General features: G+C 52.4%; 15 protein-coding genes. 6 read left to right on the forward strand and 9 right to left on the reverse strand.

Annotation, left to right across the window (positions count from 1 at the left end):
• Nucleotides 1–100 precede the first annotated feature (100 nt).
• Together C2M36_RS16135 and C2M36_RS16140 are read left to right on the forward strand one after the other, a co-directional pair.
• Nucleotides 101–2,788, forward strand: a complete 2,688-nt coding sequence (locus tag C2M36_RS16135) for a bifunctional acetate--CoA ligase family protein/GNAT family N-acetyltransferase (protein WP_105255774.1) — start codon at nt 101–103, stop codon at nt 2,786–2,788.
• Nucleotides 2,781–3,734, forward strand: coding sequence for an ion transporter (locus tag C2M36_RS16140; protein WP_199883057.1), 954 nt, complete (start codon nt 2,781–2,783; stop codon nt 3,732–3,734). Before C2M36_RS16135 ends, C2M36_RS16140 begins: the two co-directional genes overlap by 8 nt.
• On the opposite strand, the gene C2M36_RS16145 is transcribed toward C2M36_RS16140, so the two are convergent.
• Genes C2M36_RS16145 through C2M36_RS16155 form a run of 3 tightly spaced genes read right to left on the reverse strand, consistent with a single transcriptional unit; the run spans nt 3,694 to nt 8,820 of the window.
• Nucleotides 3,694–8,193, reverse strand: a complete 4,500-nt coding sequence (locus C2M36_RS16145) for an EAL domain-containing protein (protein WP_158678976.1) — start codon at nt 8,191–8,193, stop codon at nt 3,694–3,696. The genes C2M36_RS16140 and C2M36_RS16145 overlap by 41 nt on opposite strands.
• Nucleotides 8,186–8,614 (reverse strand): GNAT family N-acetyltransferase, encoded by a 429-nt coding sequence (locus C2M36_RS16150; RefSeq protein WP_105255776.1) that lies wholly within the window; start codon nt 8,612–8,614, stop codon nt 8,186–8,188. Before C2M36_RS16150 ends, C2M36_RS16145 begins: the two co-directional genes overlap by 8 nt.
• Nucleotides 8,611–8,820, reverse strand: a complete 210-nt coding sequence (locus C2M36_RS16155) for a DUF3283 family protein (protein WP_105255777.1) — start codon at nt 8,818–8,820, stop codon at nt 8,611–8,613. Before C2M36_RS16155 ends, C2M36_RS16150 begins: the two co-directional genes overlap by 4 nt.
• Before the next feature lie 227 nt (nt 8,821–9,047).
• Between C2M36_RS16155 and C2M36_RS16160 the strand changes: the two genes are divergently transcribed.
• Nucleotides 9,048–9,758 carry a substrate-binding periplasmic protein gene (locus tag C2M36_RS16160; RefSeq protein WP_105255778.1) on the forward strand — a complete coding sequence of 237 codons (711 nt, stop codon included), beginning with the start codon at nt 9,048–9,050 and terminating at the stop codon, nt 9,756–9,758.
• On the opposite strand, the gene C2M36_RS16165 is transcribed toward C2M36_RS16160, so the two are convergent.
• The 4 genes from C2M36_RS16165 to zntR all read right to left on the reverse strand — a co-directional run bounded on the left by C2M36_RS16165 (nt 9,753) and on the right by zntR (nt 12,900).
• The gene (locus tag C2M36_RS16165) at nt 9,753–9,998 is read right to left on the reverse strand and encodes a DUF1289 domain-containing protein (protein ID WP_105255779.1); all 246 of its coding nucleotides are present in this window, start codon (nt 9,996–9,998) and stop codon (nt 9,753–9,755) included. The genes C2M36_RS16160 and C2M36_RS16165 overlap by 6 nt on opposite strands.
• A 75-nt stretch (nt 9,999–10,073) precedes the next feature.
• A complete protein-coding gene (locus tag C2M36_RS16170; protein WP_105255888.1) occupies nt 10,074–11,192 on the reverse strand; it encodes a lysophospholipid acyltransferase family protein in 1,119 nt (372 codons plus the stop codon).
• 81 nt (nt 11,193–11,273) lie between these two features.
• On the reverse strand, nt 11,274–12,503 hold the full coding sequence (locus C2M36_RS16175) for an SO_0444 family Cu/Zn efflux transporter (protein ID WP_105255780.1): 1,230 nt from the start codon (nt 12,501–12,503) through the stop codon (nt 11,274–11,276).
• The gene (gene zntR, locus C2M36_RS16180) at nt 12,487–12,900 is read right to left on the reverse strand and encodes a Zn(2+)-responsive transcriptional regulator (protein ID WP_105255781.1); all 414 of its coding nucleotides are present in this window, start codon (nt 12,898–12,900) and stop codon (nt 12,487–12,489) included. Before zntR ends, C2M36_RS16175 begins: the two co-directional genes overlap by 17 nt.
• 134 nt (nt 12,901–13,034) lie before the next feature.
• On the opposite strand from zntR, the gene C2M36_RS16185 reads away from it, so the two are divergent.
• Both C2M36_RS16185 and C2M36_RS16190 read left to right on the forward strand, forming a co-directional pair.
• On the forward strand, nt 13,035–13,979 hold the full coding sequence (locus C2M36_RS16185) for a D-2-hydroxyacid dehydrogenase (RefSeq protein WP_105255782.1): 945 nt from the start codon (nt 13,035–13,037) through the stop codon (nt 13,977–13,979).
• Between the two features lie 137 nt (nt 13,980–14,116).
• Nucleotides 14,117–14,494, forward strand: a complete 378-nt coding sequence (locus C2M36_RS16190; protein ID WP_105255783.1) for a DUF3192 domain-containing protein — start codon at nt 14,117–14,119, stop codon at nt 14,492–14,494.
• A gap of 45 nt (nt 14,495–14,539) precedes the next feature.
• Here C2M36_RS16190 and C2M36_RS16195 read toward each other — a convergent pair whose 3' ends face one another.
• On the reverse strand, nt 14,540–15,442 hold the full coding sequence (locus C2M36_RS16195) for a diguanylate cyclase (RefSeq protein ID WP_105255784.1): 903 nt from the start codon (nt 15,440–15,442) through the stop codon (nt 14,540–14,542).
• A gap of 283 nt (nt 15,443–15,725) precedes the next feature.
• Nucleotides 15,726–17,126: a PhoH family protein gene (locus C2M36_RS16200; protein WP_105255785.1), complete on the reverse strand. Its 1,401-nt coding sequence runs from the start codon at nt 17,124–17,126 to the stop codon at nt 15,726–15,728.
• A 322-nt stretch (nt 17,127–17,448) separates the two neighbouring features.
• Between C2M36_RS16200 and rapA the strand changes: the two genes are divergently transcribed.
• Nucleotides 17,449–20,340: an RNA polymerase-associated protein RapA gene (rapA, locus tag C2M36_RS16205; protein WP_105255786.1), complete on the forward strand. Its 2,892-nt coding sequence runs from the start codon at nt 17,449–17,451 to the stop codon at nt 20,338–20,340.
• The last annotated feature ends 1 nt before the right edge of the window (nt 20,341 follow it).

The raw sequence follows: 20,341 nt of genomic DNA on the forward strand, positions 1-20,341 counted from the left end.
TAAAATATGATATGCGTTATACTTTTATGCATTGATGCTTCCTTTTTGCAGCAAGTATGAGACTATATTTCGGTATCCAGTGTACCAAAACGAGTAAGCTATGAGCGTAAAACGCATTAGTCAGTTCTTCAACCCTAAATCCATAGCTGTTGTCGGCGCCTCAAACAATCCCATGCGCCCGGGCTACATTGTGATGCGCAACCTGCTACAGGGTGGCTTTAACGGCCCCATTATGCCGGTCACCCCCAAATATGAGGCGGTACACGGAGTGCTGGCCTACGCCGATATCGCGGCGCTACCGCAAACACCGGACATTGCCATTATCTGCACCAACAAGGCCACCTTGTTGCCACTGATCAGCGACCTTGCCAAACAAGGCTGCCGCAACGTCATCGTGGTCGCGGCGGGCCTTAGCGAAGAACAAAAAACCGAATTACAACAACATTGTAAAGCTCAGCAGGTCAACCTGATGGGGCCCAATTGTTTGGGTCTGATGATCCCCCACCTAGGCGTCAATGCCAGTTTTTCCCATACCGTGACCCGCCCCGGCAAGGTCGCCTTTATTTCTCAGTCGGCGGCGGTGTGTTCGACCATTTTGGATTGGGCACAACATAAGGATATTGGTTTTTCTTACTTTATCTCGGTGGGCGACTGCCTCGATATCGACTTTGGTGAATTACTGGACTTTCTAGGCCGCGACGCCCGCACCAAGGCAGTGCTGTTATACATTGATAATCTTAAAGATATTCGTGGCTTTATTTCCGCAGCCCGGGCCGCCGCCTTTAGTAAACCGGTGATCGTCATTAAAACCGGACGCACCGACGCCGGCGCGCAGGCAGCACTGGCGCACACCGGCGGAGCCAGTGGCTGCGATGCGGTCTACGACGCCCTGATCCAGCGCGCCGGTATGCTGCGGGTAAACGATTTACGCGAATTGTTTGCCGCCACGCAAACGCTGGCCCTGCACCCGAAACTGCTTAAGGTCGAACCCCTGTGCATTTTGACCAATGGCGGTGGCCCGGCGGTGATGGCGGTGGACAGCCTGGTGCAAAGCTCGGGCAAGCTCTGTGAGCTTAGCGAAACCACCTTGCAGGCATTAAACGAGGTGATCCCGCAGGCGGACAGCACCCAGAATCCGGTGGATATTTTCGGCGACTCCGACCCCCAGCGTTATCAGCAGGCACTAAAAATTCTTCTTGAGGCCAAGGAGGTGGAAAACCTGCTGATCATTCACACCCCTTCGGCATTGGCACCGAGCGCCGACTATGCCCGCATCATAGTCGACACCTTGGCACAAATCGATGCCCGCAAGCGCCCCTTTGTGATGACCAATTTTATGGGTGAAGACGCCGCCTATGAGGCCCGGCGTATCTGCGCCCAGGGCGGCATTCCCACCTATCGCACCCCGGAGGGCGCGGTCGGTGCCTATATGCATTTGATCAATTACCGCCGTAACCAAAAACACCTGACGCAAACCCCGGAGTCCATTGTCGATGAGCTGGACATCCAGGTCGACGCCGCCCAGGCGGCGATCAGCGCCCACCTCAGTCGCGACGAGCACTACCTCAGCACCCATCAGGCGGCACCACTATTGGCCTATTACGGTATAGATACGGTGGAGACCCATATTGCCACGACTCCAAGTGAGGCTGCGGAAGTAGCCGCCGAATGCGGCTTCCCCGTGGTGCTCAAGCTGATCAGTCCCGACATCGCCAGTAAATCAGAGGTCGGCGGCGTGGTACTTAACCTCAGCGATGAGCAGGAAGTGGAGCAAGCGGCATTTGCCATCTTGCTGCGCATTAACCAGGTGTATCCCGAAGCTCGCATCGACGGCTTTGCCATTCAGCCCATGGCGCCGCGCGCCGGCGCCCATGAACTACGCATTGCGATAAAAACCGATCCCCAGTTTGGTCCGGTAATTCTGCTCGGCGAAGCCGGCAGTGCCCTCGATTACTCCCAGGCCGCGGTGGCCTTACCGCCGCTGAATATGAACCTGGCCAAGTATTTAATCGCCAATGCTCAGGATAAGGGCGTGCTTAAAGAGCGCACCTTGCCAGAAAAGGTCGACAAGTATCGCTTATGCGCCCTGCTGACCCGGGTGTCACAGTTAATCGTCGACCAGCCCGATATCCACAGCCTGGAGCTAAACCCCTTACTGGCCACCCAGGGCCAGTTTTTGGTACTCGACGCCAGCATAGGGATCAGCCGCTATCAACGCCTTGCCCATCGCAAGCGCCTGGCCATTCGCCCCTACCCGAAAGAACTGGAACGCTGGGTCACGCTTAAAGACGGCTCCGAAGCGCTGCTGCGCCCGATACGCCCGGAAGATGAGCAAGCCCACCGTCGCTTCGACGAGTCGCTTAGCAAGGAAGACAGATATCGGCGCTTTTTCGGCGAAATGCCGCACTTTAGTCATGAGCAGTTGGCAAAGATGACGCAAATCGACTATGACAGAGAAATGGCCTTTATCGTCACCCGCAAACATCAGGGTGAAAACGTCACCTTGGGGGTGTCCCGAGTACTCATGGATCCGGATAACCAGGTCGGAGAGTTTGCCATAGTGGTCGGCTCCCAAGCTCAGGGGCTGGGTTTGGGGCGTATTCTGCTTGGCGCCGCCATCGACTATTGCCGGCACCAGGGCGTTGGCAGTATCGAGGGCATGACGCTGTGGGAGAACACTGGCATGATAGAACTGGCCCGTAAGTTAGGGTTTACTATCACCCGTGACTTTGAAGAAGGGACCATTCATATGCGTCGCGTACTCAATGAAAGAACACAAGATGATTAAAAGAATAAGAACTACACTGGCCGACGTGTTTGAAACACGCGGTAAATCGAAGCGCTACGGTTATGCCTTCGACGCCTTTTTAATGACCTTAATTTTTGCCAATGTGATCGCCATAGTACTCGAATCCGTGCCCAGCATGGCACAGGAGCATAGGCGCTTTTTTACTTACTTTGAGCTGGTTTCCGTGCTTATTTTCACGGTGGAATACCTGGCCCGGGTGTGGACTAGCGTCGATTTAAACCGTTTTGACGAGAGCCCATTGAGCCCTGCCAAACGGCGCCTGCGCTATCTTATCTCGCCCATGGCCATCGTCGATCTGATCGCCATCTTGCCGTCGTTATTGATGTTTATAGTGCCCTTCGACCTGAGGTTCTTACGGGTGCTGCGGTTGCTGCGTATTTTCAAACTCACCCGCCATTCGCGCGCCATGCAACTGATGTTACGCACCATACAAGAAGAAGCCAGCTCCCTGCTGGCAGCCTTTTTTATTATGACGGTGATCCTCATTATTGCCGCCAGCGGCATTTACCTGCTTGAACATGACATTCAACCGGATAAGTTCGGCTCCATTCCCGCCGCCATGTGGTGGGCCATCATCACCTTAACCACTGTGGGTTACGGCGATACCGTGCCGGTCACTCTCCTGGGAAAAATTTTCGGTGGCATTATTACCATTTTAAGCATGGGCATGGTTGCGATTCCAACCGGTATTCTCGCCTCCAGCTTTTCCGAGCAATTGCGTAAGCGGCGCAGAACCTACAGCGAAATGGTGCATCAACTCATGGAAGATGGCATTATCTGCCATAAAGATAGGGTCGATCTTAATGAGCTTCGCCTGGAGCTCGGGTTAAGCGTCCAAGAGGCGGCGCACCTAGAGGAGCAGGTACGCGAGCAACACCCCTTGCTTAAGCGCTTTTGTCCCCAGTGCGGCCATCATCTGGAATAATGCAGGCCTTGCCGAGTAACCTAGCGACATCATCGCCATGACAGGGCTGCTGCAGGCAATCGCCCTGCATCAGCGTACAGCCGAGACTTAACAGTTGACGCTGCTCTTTAGCATCGGTAACGCCACAGGCAAGCACCTCGATATTCATGGCGCTGAAAATAGACATATAACGGCTCACCTTATTATAGGCCTTGTAATCGACGCACAGTAAGCTGGTCAACTCGGCGCCAAATTTAACCTGATGAAACAGCTCGTCGCCTATCTCAGGTACGCAAAAGTCATCCAGCGTGTTGATATGCAAAGAAAGGTGCACTCCCTCCACGACCAGCTCTTGTAGTACCTGCTTGGTATCCTTGTCGAGGCGTTGCCAATCCTGCACCGCTATCTCCAGCACCAGACTGCCAACCGGGAACTCATGGCTGTGCAGCAGATGGAGAATATCCCCCATGCTGCCCGGCTGGCTAAATTCACGGCCATTGATTGCCAGGGACAACTGCAACTGGGGCTGTTGGCGATGCCACAGGCGATATTCAAGCACCGCCCGCTCCAGGGTCTGCAACATAAGCTTTGACCATAATCGGGTTTGGCGGATGTGCTCAACATATTCCCCAGGCGCTAACAATTGCTCATCATGTTGCCAATAGGGCAAGACCTCAAAACCATGTAAGCGCCCGCTTTGCATGGCGTATATACCCTGGTAATGATTAATAAACTGACACTGCTCGGCGGCGGCCATCAAGGCCTGCTCGGTGGCCAAACTGCGCTGCACCTGTGCATTGATCTCCGGCTGGAAGAAATGGAACTGATTGCGACCACTGCGCTTAGCCTGGTACAAGGCCAATTCGGCGCCCTTAAGCAGCGCCTCCCCCTGGTGACCATCTTCGGGGAATAGCGCCACGCCAACACTGGCGTTGGCGGTGCCGAACATGCCCTGGCAGGGCCGCATCAATACCTCTTGCACCTTGCGACACACCGCCAGCACCTGCTTCAGCTCATCGATGTCTTCGAGCAGCAGGGCAAATTGGTGCGGCTCGATTCGTCCCAAACTGTCTTGCGAGCGTATCGCCCGTTGCAAACGATAGACTAGGCTCAACAACTGCTGCTCGGCTTCGGCCTCCCCGGCGTCTGCCTCCGGCAACGGCAGGTTGATCAACAACAGCGCACAGCCGCGATTTTCTCTTTGCGCCTGCTCCAGTGCGTGTTCAACCCTGTCCATAAACAGGGGGCGATTAGGAAAGCCGGTGAGGCTGTCGTAGTGCGCCTGTTGTTGCTGCGTCACCAGGGTTTGTTTGGCTTCGCTGATATCGGTCAGCATCACAATATAACAGGTGCTATGCTGCTCGCCCTCGGCGACGGCGCTCATTTTTAACAAAACGGGAACCTGTTCGCCGCTTTTAAGCACCACCTGCTCTTCACATTGGTAATGCTCACCAACCCGTAAGCCCTTAAGAATACGCAGGTAATTGATACGCACATTTTTAGACAGGCCGAGATTAAGGCGTCGTGAAGACGGGCTGCTGGCACTATAGCCGAAGTTTTCCCGCAGTGCCTGGTTGGTGGCGACAATACGTAGCTTGGAGTCGAAAATAATCAGCCAGTCACTGGCCTGCTCAAAGGCAGCACCAAACATGCGGGCATTTTCTTCCAGCACCAGCTCCCGAGTCATGTTGGTGTAGGTGCCCGCAACCTGTACCGGATGAGCGCCATCCCATTGCATCACCTTGCCAAAGTCTTTATACCAACGCCACTGCCCGCTGTTGTGACGCAAACGATAAACGCAATTGAAGTAGCCCTTGTCGGTGGATAAAAACTCCAGCCACTCGATACGGAATTTTTGTCGCTCATCGGGGTGGATCAGTGCCAGATATTGATCCAGCTGACAATGCTCGTAGTCATAACCGAGTTCCTCGCGTAGCCGCGGCTGATAAATTTTACTCTCATGTTGGTGCCAGTCCCACACCCCGGAGTGACTGCCTTCAAGCGCCAACTTCAGCCGCGCCGCCGACTCTTTACTTTGTTTGTGGGCCGCCATCAGCATTTTTTGAATGCGATTACGACGATACATCCACATGGCGATAAAGCTGAGGACAATCACACCATACAGGGTGATAAACCCGGGTGAACTCCATGGCGGATAAGCGACGCTAATATTCAGTCTTGCCGGCTTGGTAGACTCGCCGGTAAAAGGATCCCGCGCCCACACCTGTAACAGGTGCTCCCCTGGATTCAGTTTCGGAAACACCACCCGATTGTTATCCCGAGTAAAGCTTTTTTGACTGCCATCGAGCTGGTACTCGTAGATAACCCTGTCCTGATAATTAAAGGCCATGGCGCTGAAGGTGATCTCTAAGCCTATGTCGTCATGAGCCAGATGCACCTGGGTTAAAGGCCCCATAATCGGCAAGTTAAGCTCACGATACATAAGCTCTGCCGAGGTAAAGTTCACCCCTTGCAACAAGGCGCGTTGCGGCACATTGCGATGCGGATAAAACAAGGTGGCGCCCTTGACCGAGCCATATGCGAGGCGACCATCGTCACGGCGACTTACCGAGCCGAGGTTAAACTCATTGGTGGCCAGGCCTTCTTGATTTGTGTACTGGAAAAAGTGTTCATTTTGCGGGTTAAATCGCCATAATCCCTTATGACTGCTCATCCACACCATGCCCATGTCATCGAGCATGAGGTCATACATCAAGTTACCCAGACCACGGCGCTGCAAGTCGATGCGTTTAATAAAACTGAAGTTGCTGGCATTCAACGCCACCAGACCATAGTTGGAAAATGACAGCCACAGGGTATTGTTGTTATCCACCACATAGCCGTTGAGGTTGATTGCCAGGCTGCCGTGCGATTGCGGCACCTGATACAGCATTTGCAGGGTTTGCGTTTGGGCATTGAAACGTAACAGCTGACCGCCGGAGAAAAACAGCGGCTGCAACGGTCTATCCGCCAGTGGCGCACTGAATCCGAGGGCCAAGAAAGGGTCGTGCTTATCTAAATCGCCGCCCAAGGGCTGCACGCGTTGTTTGGCTAAGTCAAAATAGAAGAACCCTTGATTTTGATTAACCGCAAAAAGACGACCATCCGGGGTCAGACTAATGCCATGCAAGTAGCCCTCAAGGTAGGCCTGCCCTGCTGGCGTTTTTGCCTGCAGCTTACGTAATTGTTGCGTGTCCTTGTTGTAGCTGAATAAGCCACGGGTGGTATTCATCAACAGCTGCTGGCGATAAGGGATCAGGGTGTAAATGCTGAACACATTGTCGAGCTCATCGCTCATATAGCTTTTAAACTTCACCTCGCTTTGCATGGTCGCCAAATCGACTATGGTTAAGCCATTATGGGTGCCCAAATATAAGCTGTCGCCACTTTGTGCCGAACTCCAGATATTATGATGGGAAAGGCCATCGCCAGCCAGGTTATCGGCGGTGACATTGTCAAATTCAAAGCGCTTATTGGGCAGAAAAAAGGCACCATCGCTTTTGGTACCCAACCACATATCGCCTAGCTCTGTTTCCACCATTTTGATAATGCTGGGATCCGACAGGCTATAGGGAGTGCCAGCCAGCCTTTGTTGTTTACGCAAGCGATTCGCTTGCCACTGGTATTCAAACAGGCCCTTGTCCGTGGCCAACAGCAGCACACCCAGGCCTTGGGGTTTGATTTGCCAAATATTCAGTTCCGGCAGCAACACAGTGCTGTGAAATTCGCGCTGTGGCTCGGCAAACATGGTATCCAGCTCGGCGATATCGGTAACATATAGGCCTTTCACAGTCCCTATCAGTAACTTGCTGTTATCGACCAGGGCAAAGGATTTCACATTTTCCCTGTGCATGCCGACACTATCCGGTGGCAAATGCTGTAATGGACGAACCTGCTTGCTGTTGAGATCATACACAAAGGCACCATTGGTGGTGCCGACAAAAATATAGTGCTGATACTCGAAAAAGACCCGCACCAAAGCCTGGTTTTCACCCTCGCTCACCTTGAATAAGCTGGTAACGGCGCCACTTTTGGGGTTAAGCAAGGCAACATCGCCACCTCGGCCAAGCAGCATGCTGTTCTCATCGAGGGAGTGCATGGAAAACACCGCGGTGGCAAAGTCGGTATCCAATTCCTTGGGCGGCGCGACCACACGTTCGAGCACGCCTTTACCGTCATGGTAGCGATACAGGCCGTTAAGAACGGACGAGGTCCAAATTTGCCCCTGTTTATCCATATGCAGGGTATCTATCATGGCATCGTCGAGTTCACCCTTGCTGTCGCTGATGATTTTGACCTGATAGCCGTCGTATTTATTCAGACCGCTTTCGGTGGCCAACCACAGGTAGCCCTGGTGGTCGATGACCATATTGCCGACATAACTTTGCGACAGCCCTTCGCTGGGCGACAAACGCTGTACCTTGGCGCCGGCGGTGGCGACCAGAAATAAACTCAATAACAACAGCCAGCAGCTACGCATTCCTGGGCTCCCGATAGCAATAGGCCAGCACATCACGACCCTGACGGCGATAACTGTGTAAGCGTGACGCCAAATGCTCCGGCAAGGTGGCAACGGCGGCAAAGCCTAACTGGGCGTAAAAAGGATGAAGATGCCGGTAAATAAAACTGTAGATAGGGCCATTTAACTCACTGCAGATTTGGCGAATTAACGTACCCGCCAGTCCGCGGCGGCGATGACCGGCGTCGACAAACACGCCGCATAAGAAGTGCTGATCTTCGAGGCGACTGACTCTGGCCGCCGCCACGATTTCGTTGTCACAACGCACCACCCAGAGTAAGTCTTGCTTGTTGGCGCGGCCCCGAGCACCAACCCGATCATAAAATTTATTCACCAGGGGCGTGGCAAGGGGGGATAAACGTTGCGCCAGGGCGGTGCTCATCGCGAGGCACTCATCATCGCCAGAAAGTGCTCAAACTGCTGTTTTAAATAGCTCTGCTCCGATACCGGACGCATATTAATGGCCTCATAAACCTTATCTCGGGCATTTTTGCCACGAATGATTTGATACGCCCAAAATGACGCCTCGTAATCCAATTGAATTCGGTATTTCTCTTCTCGCGGAAGTCGGCAAAGATTGATACTCATCACTGCAACACTATTTAATAACTGACACGAACTATACTATAACAGATAGCACCCAGGTGTATGGAGCCACGGTTAAGCTAGGGCTGGTATTTCCACTCTAGTTTACCTAAAATGGAAAAACACATCACACAAATTTAACATGTGCTTGATGAAAATAATGATAACCACTGCCCCCTTATTCCGCTAATTTTTTCTTCAAGGTTGCAGTGTTACGCCAGCAGGTATTTATGCAACACATTTTTGCCTTAGTGCTGCCGCGATTACTGCTAGTGGCTATATTTTGTGCCCTAGGTAACGCCTCTGCCGCAACCAACAGCACTAAGATGACCTTTAATAAGCCAGCGGACACCGCCCAGGCGCGCTTTGTCATCGACCTGATGACCCACGCTTACGCCCGGCTCGGCTATGAACTGGCGATCATCGACTTTGCTCATCCGCTGGCCCTAGCGGCGGCGGATAAAGGAGAGCTAGACGGTCAGCTGGGGCGCATTGCCAATATCGAAGCGCGCTACGAAAACCTGGTACGGGTTGATTTCCCACTGTTTAAATTTGAGCTTTTTATGCTGACTCGTTGCCACTATTGCAGTTTGCAGGAGCTTTCCCGGGTTGCTATCCGCAATGGTTATCCGGTGACCGAGCAATACCTGCATAGCAATAATTTCAGTGGTCAAATCATTAAACTGGAGAGCGTGACGGCGCAGCTGAACCTCTTGGCCCAGCATAAGGTCGATGCGGTGGTGCTACTGGATTTTCACCTCAAGCCGGGGGCTCATTATCGCGCCGAACAACCCTTTACCCGTCATCACCTGCAAAACTATTACAGTTATCATTATGTGCATAAGCGCCATGCGGATAAGATCCCCAAACTCTTGGCAGTGTTACAGGGGTTAGAGGCAAGTGGGGTGGTGGCGCAATTGCGCAAAAAGCACGGCTTATAGATCTAGCTCGCCCTGCTCCATAAGCGGAGGCTGTTGTCCTTGCTCCTGCTGGCGCGCCAAAAAACGCTTATAACGCTGCTGGCACAGCATATTGACATGGCGCTTTTGCGCATCCGTAAGCTGGTTCCAATGAAACCGCTCTTCTCGCGACCGATAGCAGCCACGACAATAACCGCGGCTATTGACCTGACATATCCCCTTGCAGGGGCTATCGATGGAGAATATTTCAAGCTGTTGCATAGGCACTTCAAAGCAAAAAGGTCAAAAACCCTACTTCTAACGTTAATGCCTGCCGCGCCTAATTGCCAGTGAAAATTAGCCCTGGTTATCCATTTCCTCTTTACGTAATACCGGCTTGGCGTAAATGGCGGTAACCAGATCGCGCAGATGCTCAGGGATCGCTTCCATACGCTTGGCAAAGGCCTTCACATCCTCAGATTCGGAGTCGACCACCGCATTGGCATGCTTGGCGGCAATGTAGTTGCCCGGGTGCAGATAGAAGGACTCAACAATCTGCTGATCTATGGTTTTCGCCAAGTCTTCCGGGGTGCCACAGTGATTGCTCACGGGCTGACCGAAGGCCAGGTGCACATGCCCCTTATCGCTGGTAAAGCCCTCGACAATGCTTTCGATGTCTTCACCGGCGGACTTGACGTACTCGCCATGATGCTTTTTATGGTACAGCTCCTTGGCCTTGGCTAAGCCGCAGGGTTCATATTGGTAAGAAATGGACACGGGGACAATTTTAAGCTCGCGCACATACTCGGCAAACTCTTTCTTTTGCTTACGGCCATTGAGTTGCAGCATTTTTAATAGCGCCGGATCGGTTTGATCGAAGCCGTCTTTGGTACGCCCTTCACGCTGAGCAATCCAGATACTGTGCCCCTCGCTCAGTGAGTCGTAAATATAGGCCGACAACTGGGTGAGTGCCTTAAGCATTTCTTTTGGCGCCTTGGCCGAGCGCTTAACGATAAAGCTCTTATTTAAGCGCATTAATTCTGTGATATAGGGGATCTGTAACAGGTTATCGCCAATGGCAATGCGCACCGTATTCATCTTGTGCTGGTGCAAACCAAAGTTCACCAGGGCCGGATCAAGAACGATATCGCGGTGATTGGAAATAAACAGGTAGGCCTGATTCTTATCCAGTTTATCAAGACCGGAAAAGGTCACCTTGGCGGTGGTGTTATTAACGATTTGCTCAAGGTAATGAACGACCTCCAGCTGCACCTGCTCTACCGAGCTAACCTGTCCCCACTTGCGCTGTAACTGTCTGCGCACCAGCGGCCGCGAAATAAGACGCAACGATGCCAACCAAGCGGGCAAATTGTGCTTAGCAATGAGATCGACAAAAGCATTATCGGCTATCAGCCGAGCCACGGCTGCCGCTACTTCATCATCGTTGTAAGGTCTTATATCTGCATATTTATCCACGGTGCTCACCTTATTACTGCAGGCAAAAAAACGGCGCTTATTGTATCGCGCCCGAAATTTATTCGCTAAGTTTATCAACTCTTACCAGTGAGATATAGCCTCGCCTTGCCCTTGGCGGCTAAATTTCAGCCATAGCGAGCGTATCAGTAACAGGGTCAAAATAACCGCCGAGCCAAGCTCCAACCAAGACGGTAACAGTTCATCATACTGTGTCACCAAAGGCGTCACCTTAAAGCCAAATTGCTCGACCAGATAGTCGGTGGCCACACCAAACAACAAGGCCACACCTATCACTCCAGTTAGGTAGGCGGCGACGGCTCGGCGTCCCAGCTCCTTGCCAACCACACCCAAGGTGGCGATATTGGTCGCCGGTCCTGCCAACATAAAGACCAACACCGCGCCGGGAGACACTCCGGCCAGTAACAGGCCCGCGGCAATGGGGGTAGATGCGGTGGCACAGATATACATGGGAATGCTGATCAACACCATTATCGCCATGGCCAAAATGCCATTACCCCATTGACTCAAATAAGAGGTGGGCACATAGGTCTGGACCAGGGCGGCAAAAAACAGGCCGATGAGCAACCATAAAGCGGTGTCGCGCAACAGCTTGGTGGCGCTGAAATGCAGCGCCTGCTTTAACTTGGCGAAGGCGGATGCTTGTGTCTGCCGAGCTGGCGACGCAGCGGCTTTATCTTTACCACAACAACTCGCCCCTGGTTGTGGCACCGAAGTGGGAGTGGCGCAGCAGTCGGCACTTTGCGGATTCGCCCGAGCCTCGGTGGTGCAGCAACTCGACTGCGTGCCCGAGGCTTCTGCCGGTTTGCTTGCGACAACCGCCTTGGTGCTGGAGGCACAGCAGCCGCTGGTCTTCGCTTTAGCGGGTTCAGCCGCAGCTGCTCTGTTATCCGCACCGTCCTCACGCCCCACCAGCAGGCCGGCGACAATGGCGCTGCACACCGCGGCTATTGGCCGGATCACCGCCATAAAGGGACCTAATAAGGCATAGGAGACAGACACAGAGTCGACCCCGGTTTCCGGCGTTGAAACTAAAAAGGAGGTGGTCGCACTTTTTGAGGCCCCGGCCCTTCTTAATCCCACCGCCGCCGGTATCACTCCGCATGAGCACAGGGGCATGGGCGCGCCAATTAGCGCCGCCTTAACCGTGGTCCAGAGGCCCTCTTTGCCAAGATGACGATTGAGAAAGTTAGCGGGCAGGTAAACATTGATTAATCCAGCGAGCAGCAGCCCCAGCATTAACCAGGGTGCCGACAGTACAAACAGTTGCCAAAAGTTACCGATTAAGTCCATCTATGTCCTCCAGGGCAGTAAGAATGGAACAATGTTGTGCTGGTGCGCCGGTGCCACAGCACTGCTCGGCTAGTTGCGACAGCGAGGCATGAAAACGCTCTAACTCGGCGATGCGCTCGGCCACCAGCGCACGCTTTCTCAGGGTTAAGTCTTTCACTTCCTGGCAGCTATGCTGGGCCTTTTCAAAGTTTATCTTTAACAGCTCGGCAATTTCTTCCAAGCTAAAGCCGACATCCTTAGCCCGGCGAATAAAGTGCAATTGTGCCATGTGCTTGCGCCCATATTGACGGTAGCCACTGGCATTGCGCTGCGGCTCGCTCAACAACCCTTGCTGCTCATAATAACGCAGCGCGTCCGTACTCATATCCACCTGCTTGGCCAATTCACCTATACGCATCCGCATCCCTCCACTTATGCTGTTCACTTAACGGCCATTATAAACCTTGGAGTTAACACTAAGGTCAAGGATTAATTTTGCGCTTCGCCCGAGACCATGAAAAACTAGCGCCCTAACCCATTTGGAGAGCAATTATGAAAATCGTTATGCTAGACGCCAGCACCTTGGGTGATAACTCGCTGGCGCCCATTGAAGCCTTGGGTCAACTGCACAGCTACGCGCTCACCCGGCCGCAGGATGTGGTAGCGCGCTGTGACGATGCCGAAGTGATCATCACCAACAAGGTACGCCTTGGCGCCGAGCAGCTAAAGGCGCTGCCCAAGCTTAAACTGATTTGTGTCGCCGCCACCGGCACCAATAACATAGATATTAACGCCGCCCAAACGCAAGGCATCGCGGTATGCAATGTCGCCGGTTACTCCACCGCCAGTGTGGTACAGCACACCTTCACCCTGATCTCCCTGTTGCTCAATAACCTGCATAGATATATTCATGATTGCCGCCAGGGCGCGTGGCAACAAAGCGATATGTTTTGTCGCCTTGATTACGACATCGCCGAGCTCGCGGGTAAAAAAATAGCCATTATTGGCCATGGTGAGCTTGGACAAGCCGTAGCCAAAGTGGCCCATGCCTTTGATATGCAAGTGCTTATAGCCGAGCGCCGTAATCAGGCGCCGCGGCCCGGACGTATCGCCTTTGAGCAGGCTTTGGCCCAAGCGGATATTATCACTATTCACTGCCCGCTCAACGCCGAAACCGAGCAATTAATTAACCGCGAGACACTGGCGTTAATGCAACCCAGTGCAGTGCTGGTCAACACCGCACGCGGCGCCATCATTAACGAAGCGGATCTCGCCTCGGCCTTGGCGGAGGGTACCTTGGCGGCGGCTGCGCTGGATGTGCTAAGCGAGGAGCCCGCCGACCCGAATAACCCCCTGGTTCGTTATCGCGGCGATAATCTGCTGCTGACACCGCACATTGCCTGGGCGTCGTCACAAGCCAGAGACAGGTTAATACACCAGTTAGCATTGAATATTCGTGCCTTTGCCGATGGTGAAGTTCGTAATCGTGTTGGTTAAATTCACCACTTGTTTAGTGATAGCACCAACCAAGTTACGACAATAAAATATAACTTATTGATAAATATGAAATAAAAATCTTGGCACTGTATTTGATTAAATCACAGCCTACCAGATAATAAAAATTGGATAACACAATGAAAAAAGCACTTCTTTGCGCCCTTGTCAGCCTGCCTCTATTGGGTGGTTGTATTGTTTCGGTAAATGACGGTGAAGCAGACGCTCATTGGGCCTCGAGCGACTGGCAAAAACAACAGCGACAAAATCGCGACTATATTGCCCACCTAGATCTAGGTAACAGCGCCTCGGTGATCAAAGAAACCTTGGGCACGCCCGACTTCAGCGAGTCCTTTGCGCATCAAGGTGAAGACTATCAGGTGCTGTTTTATGCCACGCAAAGCGTTAAATCGGACGGCAAGATCAGCAAAAACGAATGCACGCCTTTGGTATTTAAGGCCGGTCGCTTAATCAGTGTTGGCGACAGCGCCTATCAGGCTTTGGTAGCTAAGCTGTAAAGAAATGAACAAGACCGCGGGGCTAACTAGCCCACGCGGCTTTTTTTAACCGTAGAAAGCAGCGCCGTTGCGACCTTGCTGCTTGGCCTGATACATGCCCTTGTCGGCATTTTCGATCAACGCCATCTCGCAGCTGTCGCTGTTGTCGCCATTAAAGGTGGTGGCACCAATACTGATGGTAATGTGCTCGGCAATGGGTGAGTCGATATGAGGAATATTGAGCTCGCTGATCACTCTGCACAGCTTATTGGCTAATGCCATAGCGGTCAGCTCTTCACTGCCGGGTAATACGGCAACAAATTCCTCGCCGCCGTAACGGGCAATAAAGTCACTGCCTCGTTGACAATTGTTGACCAAGGCGGACGCCACCTTCTTCAAACATTCATCGCCTTTTTGATGACCATAACTGTCGTTGTAGCGCTTAAAGTAGTCGATGTCGATTAGCAGCACCGACAAGGGTAATCCGGCACGCACGCTGCGACGCCATTCGCGCGCAAAGTGCTCATCGAAATAACGGCGATTAGGAATTTCCGTTAAACCATCTATGCTCGCGAGCATTTCCAACAGGTCATTTTTTTGTTTAATGGTCAGTTGGTTCTTCACTCGGGCACGCACGATGGCGCTGCCAAAAGGCTTGGTAATATAGTCCATGGCGCCAAGTTCAAGCCCCTTGGCTTCATCGCCGGTGGAATCATTGGCGGAGATAATAATGACCGGAATGGGCTGTGTTCTTTCGTCGTGCTTTAACTGTTTCAGCGCCTCATAGCCATCCATGCCCGGCATCATGATATCAAGCAAAATCAAATCGGCGGTGTTGTCCTCAAGCCAAGCAAACATGGCCTCGGCATCATTTACACAATGCACCTGATATTGAGGAGCGAGGGTTTTGGTTAAAATCACTTGGTTTAATTCGTCATCGTCGACAATGAGAATTTTTGCTGACTTCATGAGCCTTCCTGTTTGCTATACCTTGCCCAACAATCCGTCCCGTGCAGGCCTACCGCTGAGCTGTATTTGTTATTTGTTTAGCGCACCTTTGCTACCAGTTTAGACCGAGTTATTGATCTTTACTTTATATTTTTACGGTAGTTTTGTTACCAAGGTGGTTTATTTACTTAATTTGGCATGCCAAAGTCTTAGGCATGCCAGCAATAATGAGCTAACCATACCTTATTAGTGGACAAAAGCAATGCGCACACCGCCTATAATAGACGGTGTACGGCACTGATCGCTATAGGTTTTCTTCTGCGAACGAGGCTAAACGACTGCGTACCACGCCGTTAAGGTTAATCGTCGCACTGCCCTCGAAGTGTTTAAAGCGCTCAACAATATAGGTTAAACCCGAGGTGAGCGGGGTTAAGTAGCTGCTATCGATTTGCGCTAGGTTGCCTGAACAGATCAGCTTGGTACCGGCGCCGCAGCGAGTAATAATGGTTTTTAGCTGAGAAGCGGTTAAGTTCTGGCTTTCATCGAGCAGCACCACGGCGTTTTGAATGCTGCGCCCACGCATAAAGTTCACCGATTTAAACTGAATGTTGGCCTTTTCCATGATGTAGTTGCGACTGGAGATGGGGTTTTCATCGCTCTTATGTAACACCTCTAAAGAGTCGGTGATCGCCGCCAGCCAAGGGGCCATTTTTTCCTCTTCGGTGCCCGGAAGGAAACCAATCGACTCGGCAATTTCTGGGGTGTTACGGGTGACAATCAATTTATCGTACACCCCTTTTTCGATGATCATTTCCAGCGCACAGGCTAACGCCAAACTGGTTTTACCGCAGCCCGCCGGGCCGGTCAGCAGCACCAACTCGACATCCGGGTCGAGTAAGGCATCCATGGCCATGCCCTGGTAGACATTCTTCGGTTTTACACCCCAGGCCTGGCGCGACATTAAACGCTCAACCCCGAGATCTTTTAAGGTGATATGGGTATCGTTATACTCCACCACCCGAGCGGCGAAGTGCCCGCTTTCATCGAGCAGGTATTCATTGGCAAAAACATCCGGCACCAACTCGCGCGACACATGATGCAAGGCATCGCGCCCTTGCTGCTCGGTTTCACACTCACCGACCTGCTGCCAAAAGTCACCCTCCACCTTTTTATAGCCAGAGGTTAATAAGGCGACGTCGTCAATCAGCTGATCGGTACGATAGTCCTCGACATAATGCAGTCCTGCGCCCTTCGCCTTTAAGCGCATATTGATGTCCTTGGTAACCAAGACCACCCTGGCGTCGCTGTACTGTTTTTGCAGATAGACCGCACAGTTGATAATGCGATGGTCATTTTCATTGCCCGGCAAACCGGAAATACTGTCGGCAAACAGGTGGTCATTGACTATGATCAGCTTACCGCGCGGTTGCTCGGGCGCACGTTTGTTATCGGGTAAGATCACCCCTTTGAGCATTTGCTCCGGAGTGGCATCACGCAACACTTCATCGAGGGCGCGAATGGCAACGCGGGCATCGCGGCTGACGTCGCGTTTTCTGTCCTTTATATGGTCTAGCTCTTCGAGTACCGTCATCGGGATGACAACGTCGTGTTCTTGGAAACAAAGGAAAGCAAGGGGGTCGTGAAGTAATACGTTGGTGTCGAGCACGTACATTTTACTGCTTTTAGCGAGGCGGTCTTTATCCATAGCGCGTTCCTAATTTGTCGTTATTATAACTGCACCTTTGCAACTACACTAACAAGGTGGTTATGCCTTACTGGCATACTTCAAGTTTAGTCTATGGTCACAAAAAGACGCTTTTATGACGGTAAAAAAGTATAGAAAAATTGTCGTTTTGCATTTGCAAAAAGCGCCTTCTTTTGCTGCTGTATATATTCTAAACAAGCACCACACTATTTATCAGTTTTCAGGTGATAATCACCAAGTTGCACGCTAATATAGCCGCCTTTTTTTGCTAGGGCCGCCGCGGCCCAAGCCTAGATAACCCAAAGTCGAGATTGAACACGAAATGAATTTTTCCTTAGGTCAACGTTGGATCAGTGATACCGAGTCGGATTTAGGATTAGGTACCGTAGTTGCATTGGAAGGACGCCAAGTTAACATCTTATTCCCCGCCAGCGGCGAAAGCCGAGTTTATTCCCTGGCCGAAGCGCCGGTTACCCGAGTGCTATTTAATCCAGGCGATGTGATCCGCAGTGCCGACGAGTGGGAGCTCACCGTTAGCGAGGTGATAGAGCAAGATGGCCTGTATACCTATAAGGGTACCCGCGTTGATAACGAAGAGCCGACCGAGCTTAAGGAAACCTTTCTTGACCACTTTATTAAGTTCAATAAGCCGCAAGACCGCCTTTTTGCCGGCCAAATTGACCGTTTTGACCGCTATACCCTGCGTTATAACACCTGGCAGCATAGGTTCCACCGCGACCAGTCGCCGCTAAAGGGCCTGATCGGTCAACGTGCCAGCCTGATTGAGCACCAGTTACATATCGCCCGCGAAGTCGGCCAGCGCTTCGCACCACGGGTTTTACTGAGTGACGAGGTAGGCCTGGGTAAAACCATTGAAGCGGGGATGATCTTACATCAGCAGTTGCTGACCGGTCGTGCCGCCCGGGTCTTGGTAGTGGTGCCGGAAAACCTGCAACACCAATGGTTGGTGGAAATGCTGCGCCGCTTCAACCTGAAATTTGCCATTTTCGACGAAGAACGCTGCGCCGAGGCGTTTGCCGACAGCGCCAATGTGTTTGAAACCGAACAACTGGTGCTGACCAGCCTGGAATTTTTAACCAAGAAAAAGCGCTGGTTCGAACAGGCGACCATGGCCGACTGGGATCTGCTTGTGGTTGACGAAGCGCACCATTTAAGCTGGTCGGTGGATAAGCCAAGCACCGAATACCTGCGCATTGAAGAGCTTAGTCAGGACATTGCCGGCCTGATCCTGCTGACCGCCACCCCGGATCAGTTAGGTCACCAAAGTCATTTTGCCCGTTTGAAATTACTCGACCCGGATCGTTTCTATGATTATGACGCCTTCGTTGACCAGGAACGTCATTACAAGGACATAGCCGATGCCGCCAACAGCATTTTACAAGAGCAAACGCTTAATGCAGAGCAAGAGCGGGTACTAACTAACCTCCTTGGTGGACAGGGCGAAAAGCTCTTGGCGCAATTTAACCAGGGCGATGCCCAGGCCAAGGAGCAGATACTCGAGCAATTGCTGGACAGACACGGCACCGGGCGCATCTTATTCCGTAACAGCCGCAGCGGCATCAGCGGCTACCCAAAGCGCATTCTGCACAGCTACCCCATGGCTATGCCGAGCCAATACAAGACCGCCATGAATGTAATGGGCAGCCTGGGCAACAACGGCCCCATCGAGCTCAGCGCCATTCGTGCCTTGTTCCCGGAGAAGATTTTCCAGGAATTCGAAGGCGCCGATGCCAGCTGGACTCAGTTTGACCCGCGCGTGCAGTGGCTAATCGACACTCTTAACAGCAATAAGCCCGAGAAAATGCTGGTGATCTGTGCCAAGGCCGAAACCGCACTGAGCCTGGAGCAGGCGCTGCGCGAGCGTGAAGGCATTAAAGCGGCGGTTTTCCATGAGGGCATGAGTATTATTGAGCGCGACCGCGCCGCCGCCTTCTTTGCCGATATCGAAGACAGCGCCCAGGTGCTGATCTGTTCGGAAATCGGCTCAGAGGGACGCAACTTCCAGTTTGCCCACCATGTGGCGCTGTTCGATTTGCCATTGAACCCGGACTTGCTGGAACAACGCATCGGTCGCCTTGACCGCATCGGCCAAACCCAGGACATTAAAATTCATGTGCCTTACTTTGAGCACAGCGCCCAGCATACCTTGCTGCGCTGGTATCACGAGGGCCTGAATGCCTTCGAGCACACCTCAACCACGGGCCATATGCTTAACCAGGAGTTTGGCGATGAGCTGCTGCAGTTGCTCGCTCACAATGGCTATCAGGACGAGGAATTGGCTGAGCTGGTTGAGCGCGTCGGTGCGCGTTATGAAGAGCTGAAGGCACAAATGGAGTCCGGTCGCGATCGCCTGTTGGAGCTGCATTCCAGCGGCCAAGGTAAATCGGAACACCTGGTGGAAGATATCAAGGTAGTCGATAACAGCTTTGAACTGCCAACCTACATGATCAACCTGTTTGATACCTGGGGTGTAAACCAAGAAGACAAGGGCGAGAACAGCATTGTACTTAAACCCACCGAGCACATGCTCGGCGCTAACTTCCCGGGCTTAAAAGATGAAGGCATGAGTATCACCTTTGACCGGGATACCGCCTTGGCACAGGAAGATTTGCACTTTATCAGCTGGGATCACCCCATGGTCGAAGGGGCGATGGAAATGATCTGTGACGACGATTTCGGTACCGCCTCGGTCGCCTTGTTGAAAAACAAGAAGCTGCCGGCGGGCACCTATTTTGTCGAGCTGATCTATATTGCCGAGGCGATGGCACCAAAATCACTGCAACTGGGGCGCTATCTGCCGCCAACGCCGGTGCGCGTGCTGCTCGATAAGGGCGGCAATAACCTGGCGGAAAATGTCGCATTTGACGCCTTTAACCAACAGCTGAATGCGGTGGGCAGACAAACCGCCTCTAAGCTGGTGAATGCCCTGCAAAGTGCTATTCACCCCCTTATTGAGCAAGGCAACACCCTGGCGCAAACACAGATGGAGCACTTGCGTACTGGGGCCAAAACCGCCATGCACCAAGCCGTTGATAGCGAATTGGAGCGCCTGACCAGCCTTAAGGAGATCAACCCGAATATTCGCGATGAAGAGCTGAAACATTTTCAGCGCAGTCGCGCCGAGATGGACGACTACATAGATAAAGCCAAGGTAAAACTCGACGCCATTCGCTTAATCGTTGTCAGCCACTAGG

It is taken from the genome of Pseudoalteromonas sp. T1lg75 (assembly GCF_002964705.1).
Classification (GTDB): Bacteria; Pseudomonadota; Gammaproteobacteria; order Enterobacterales; family Alteromonadaceae; genus Pseudoalteromonas.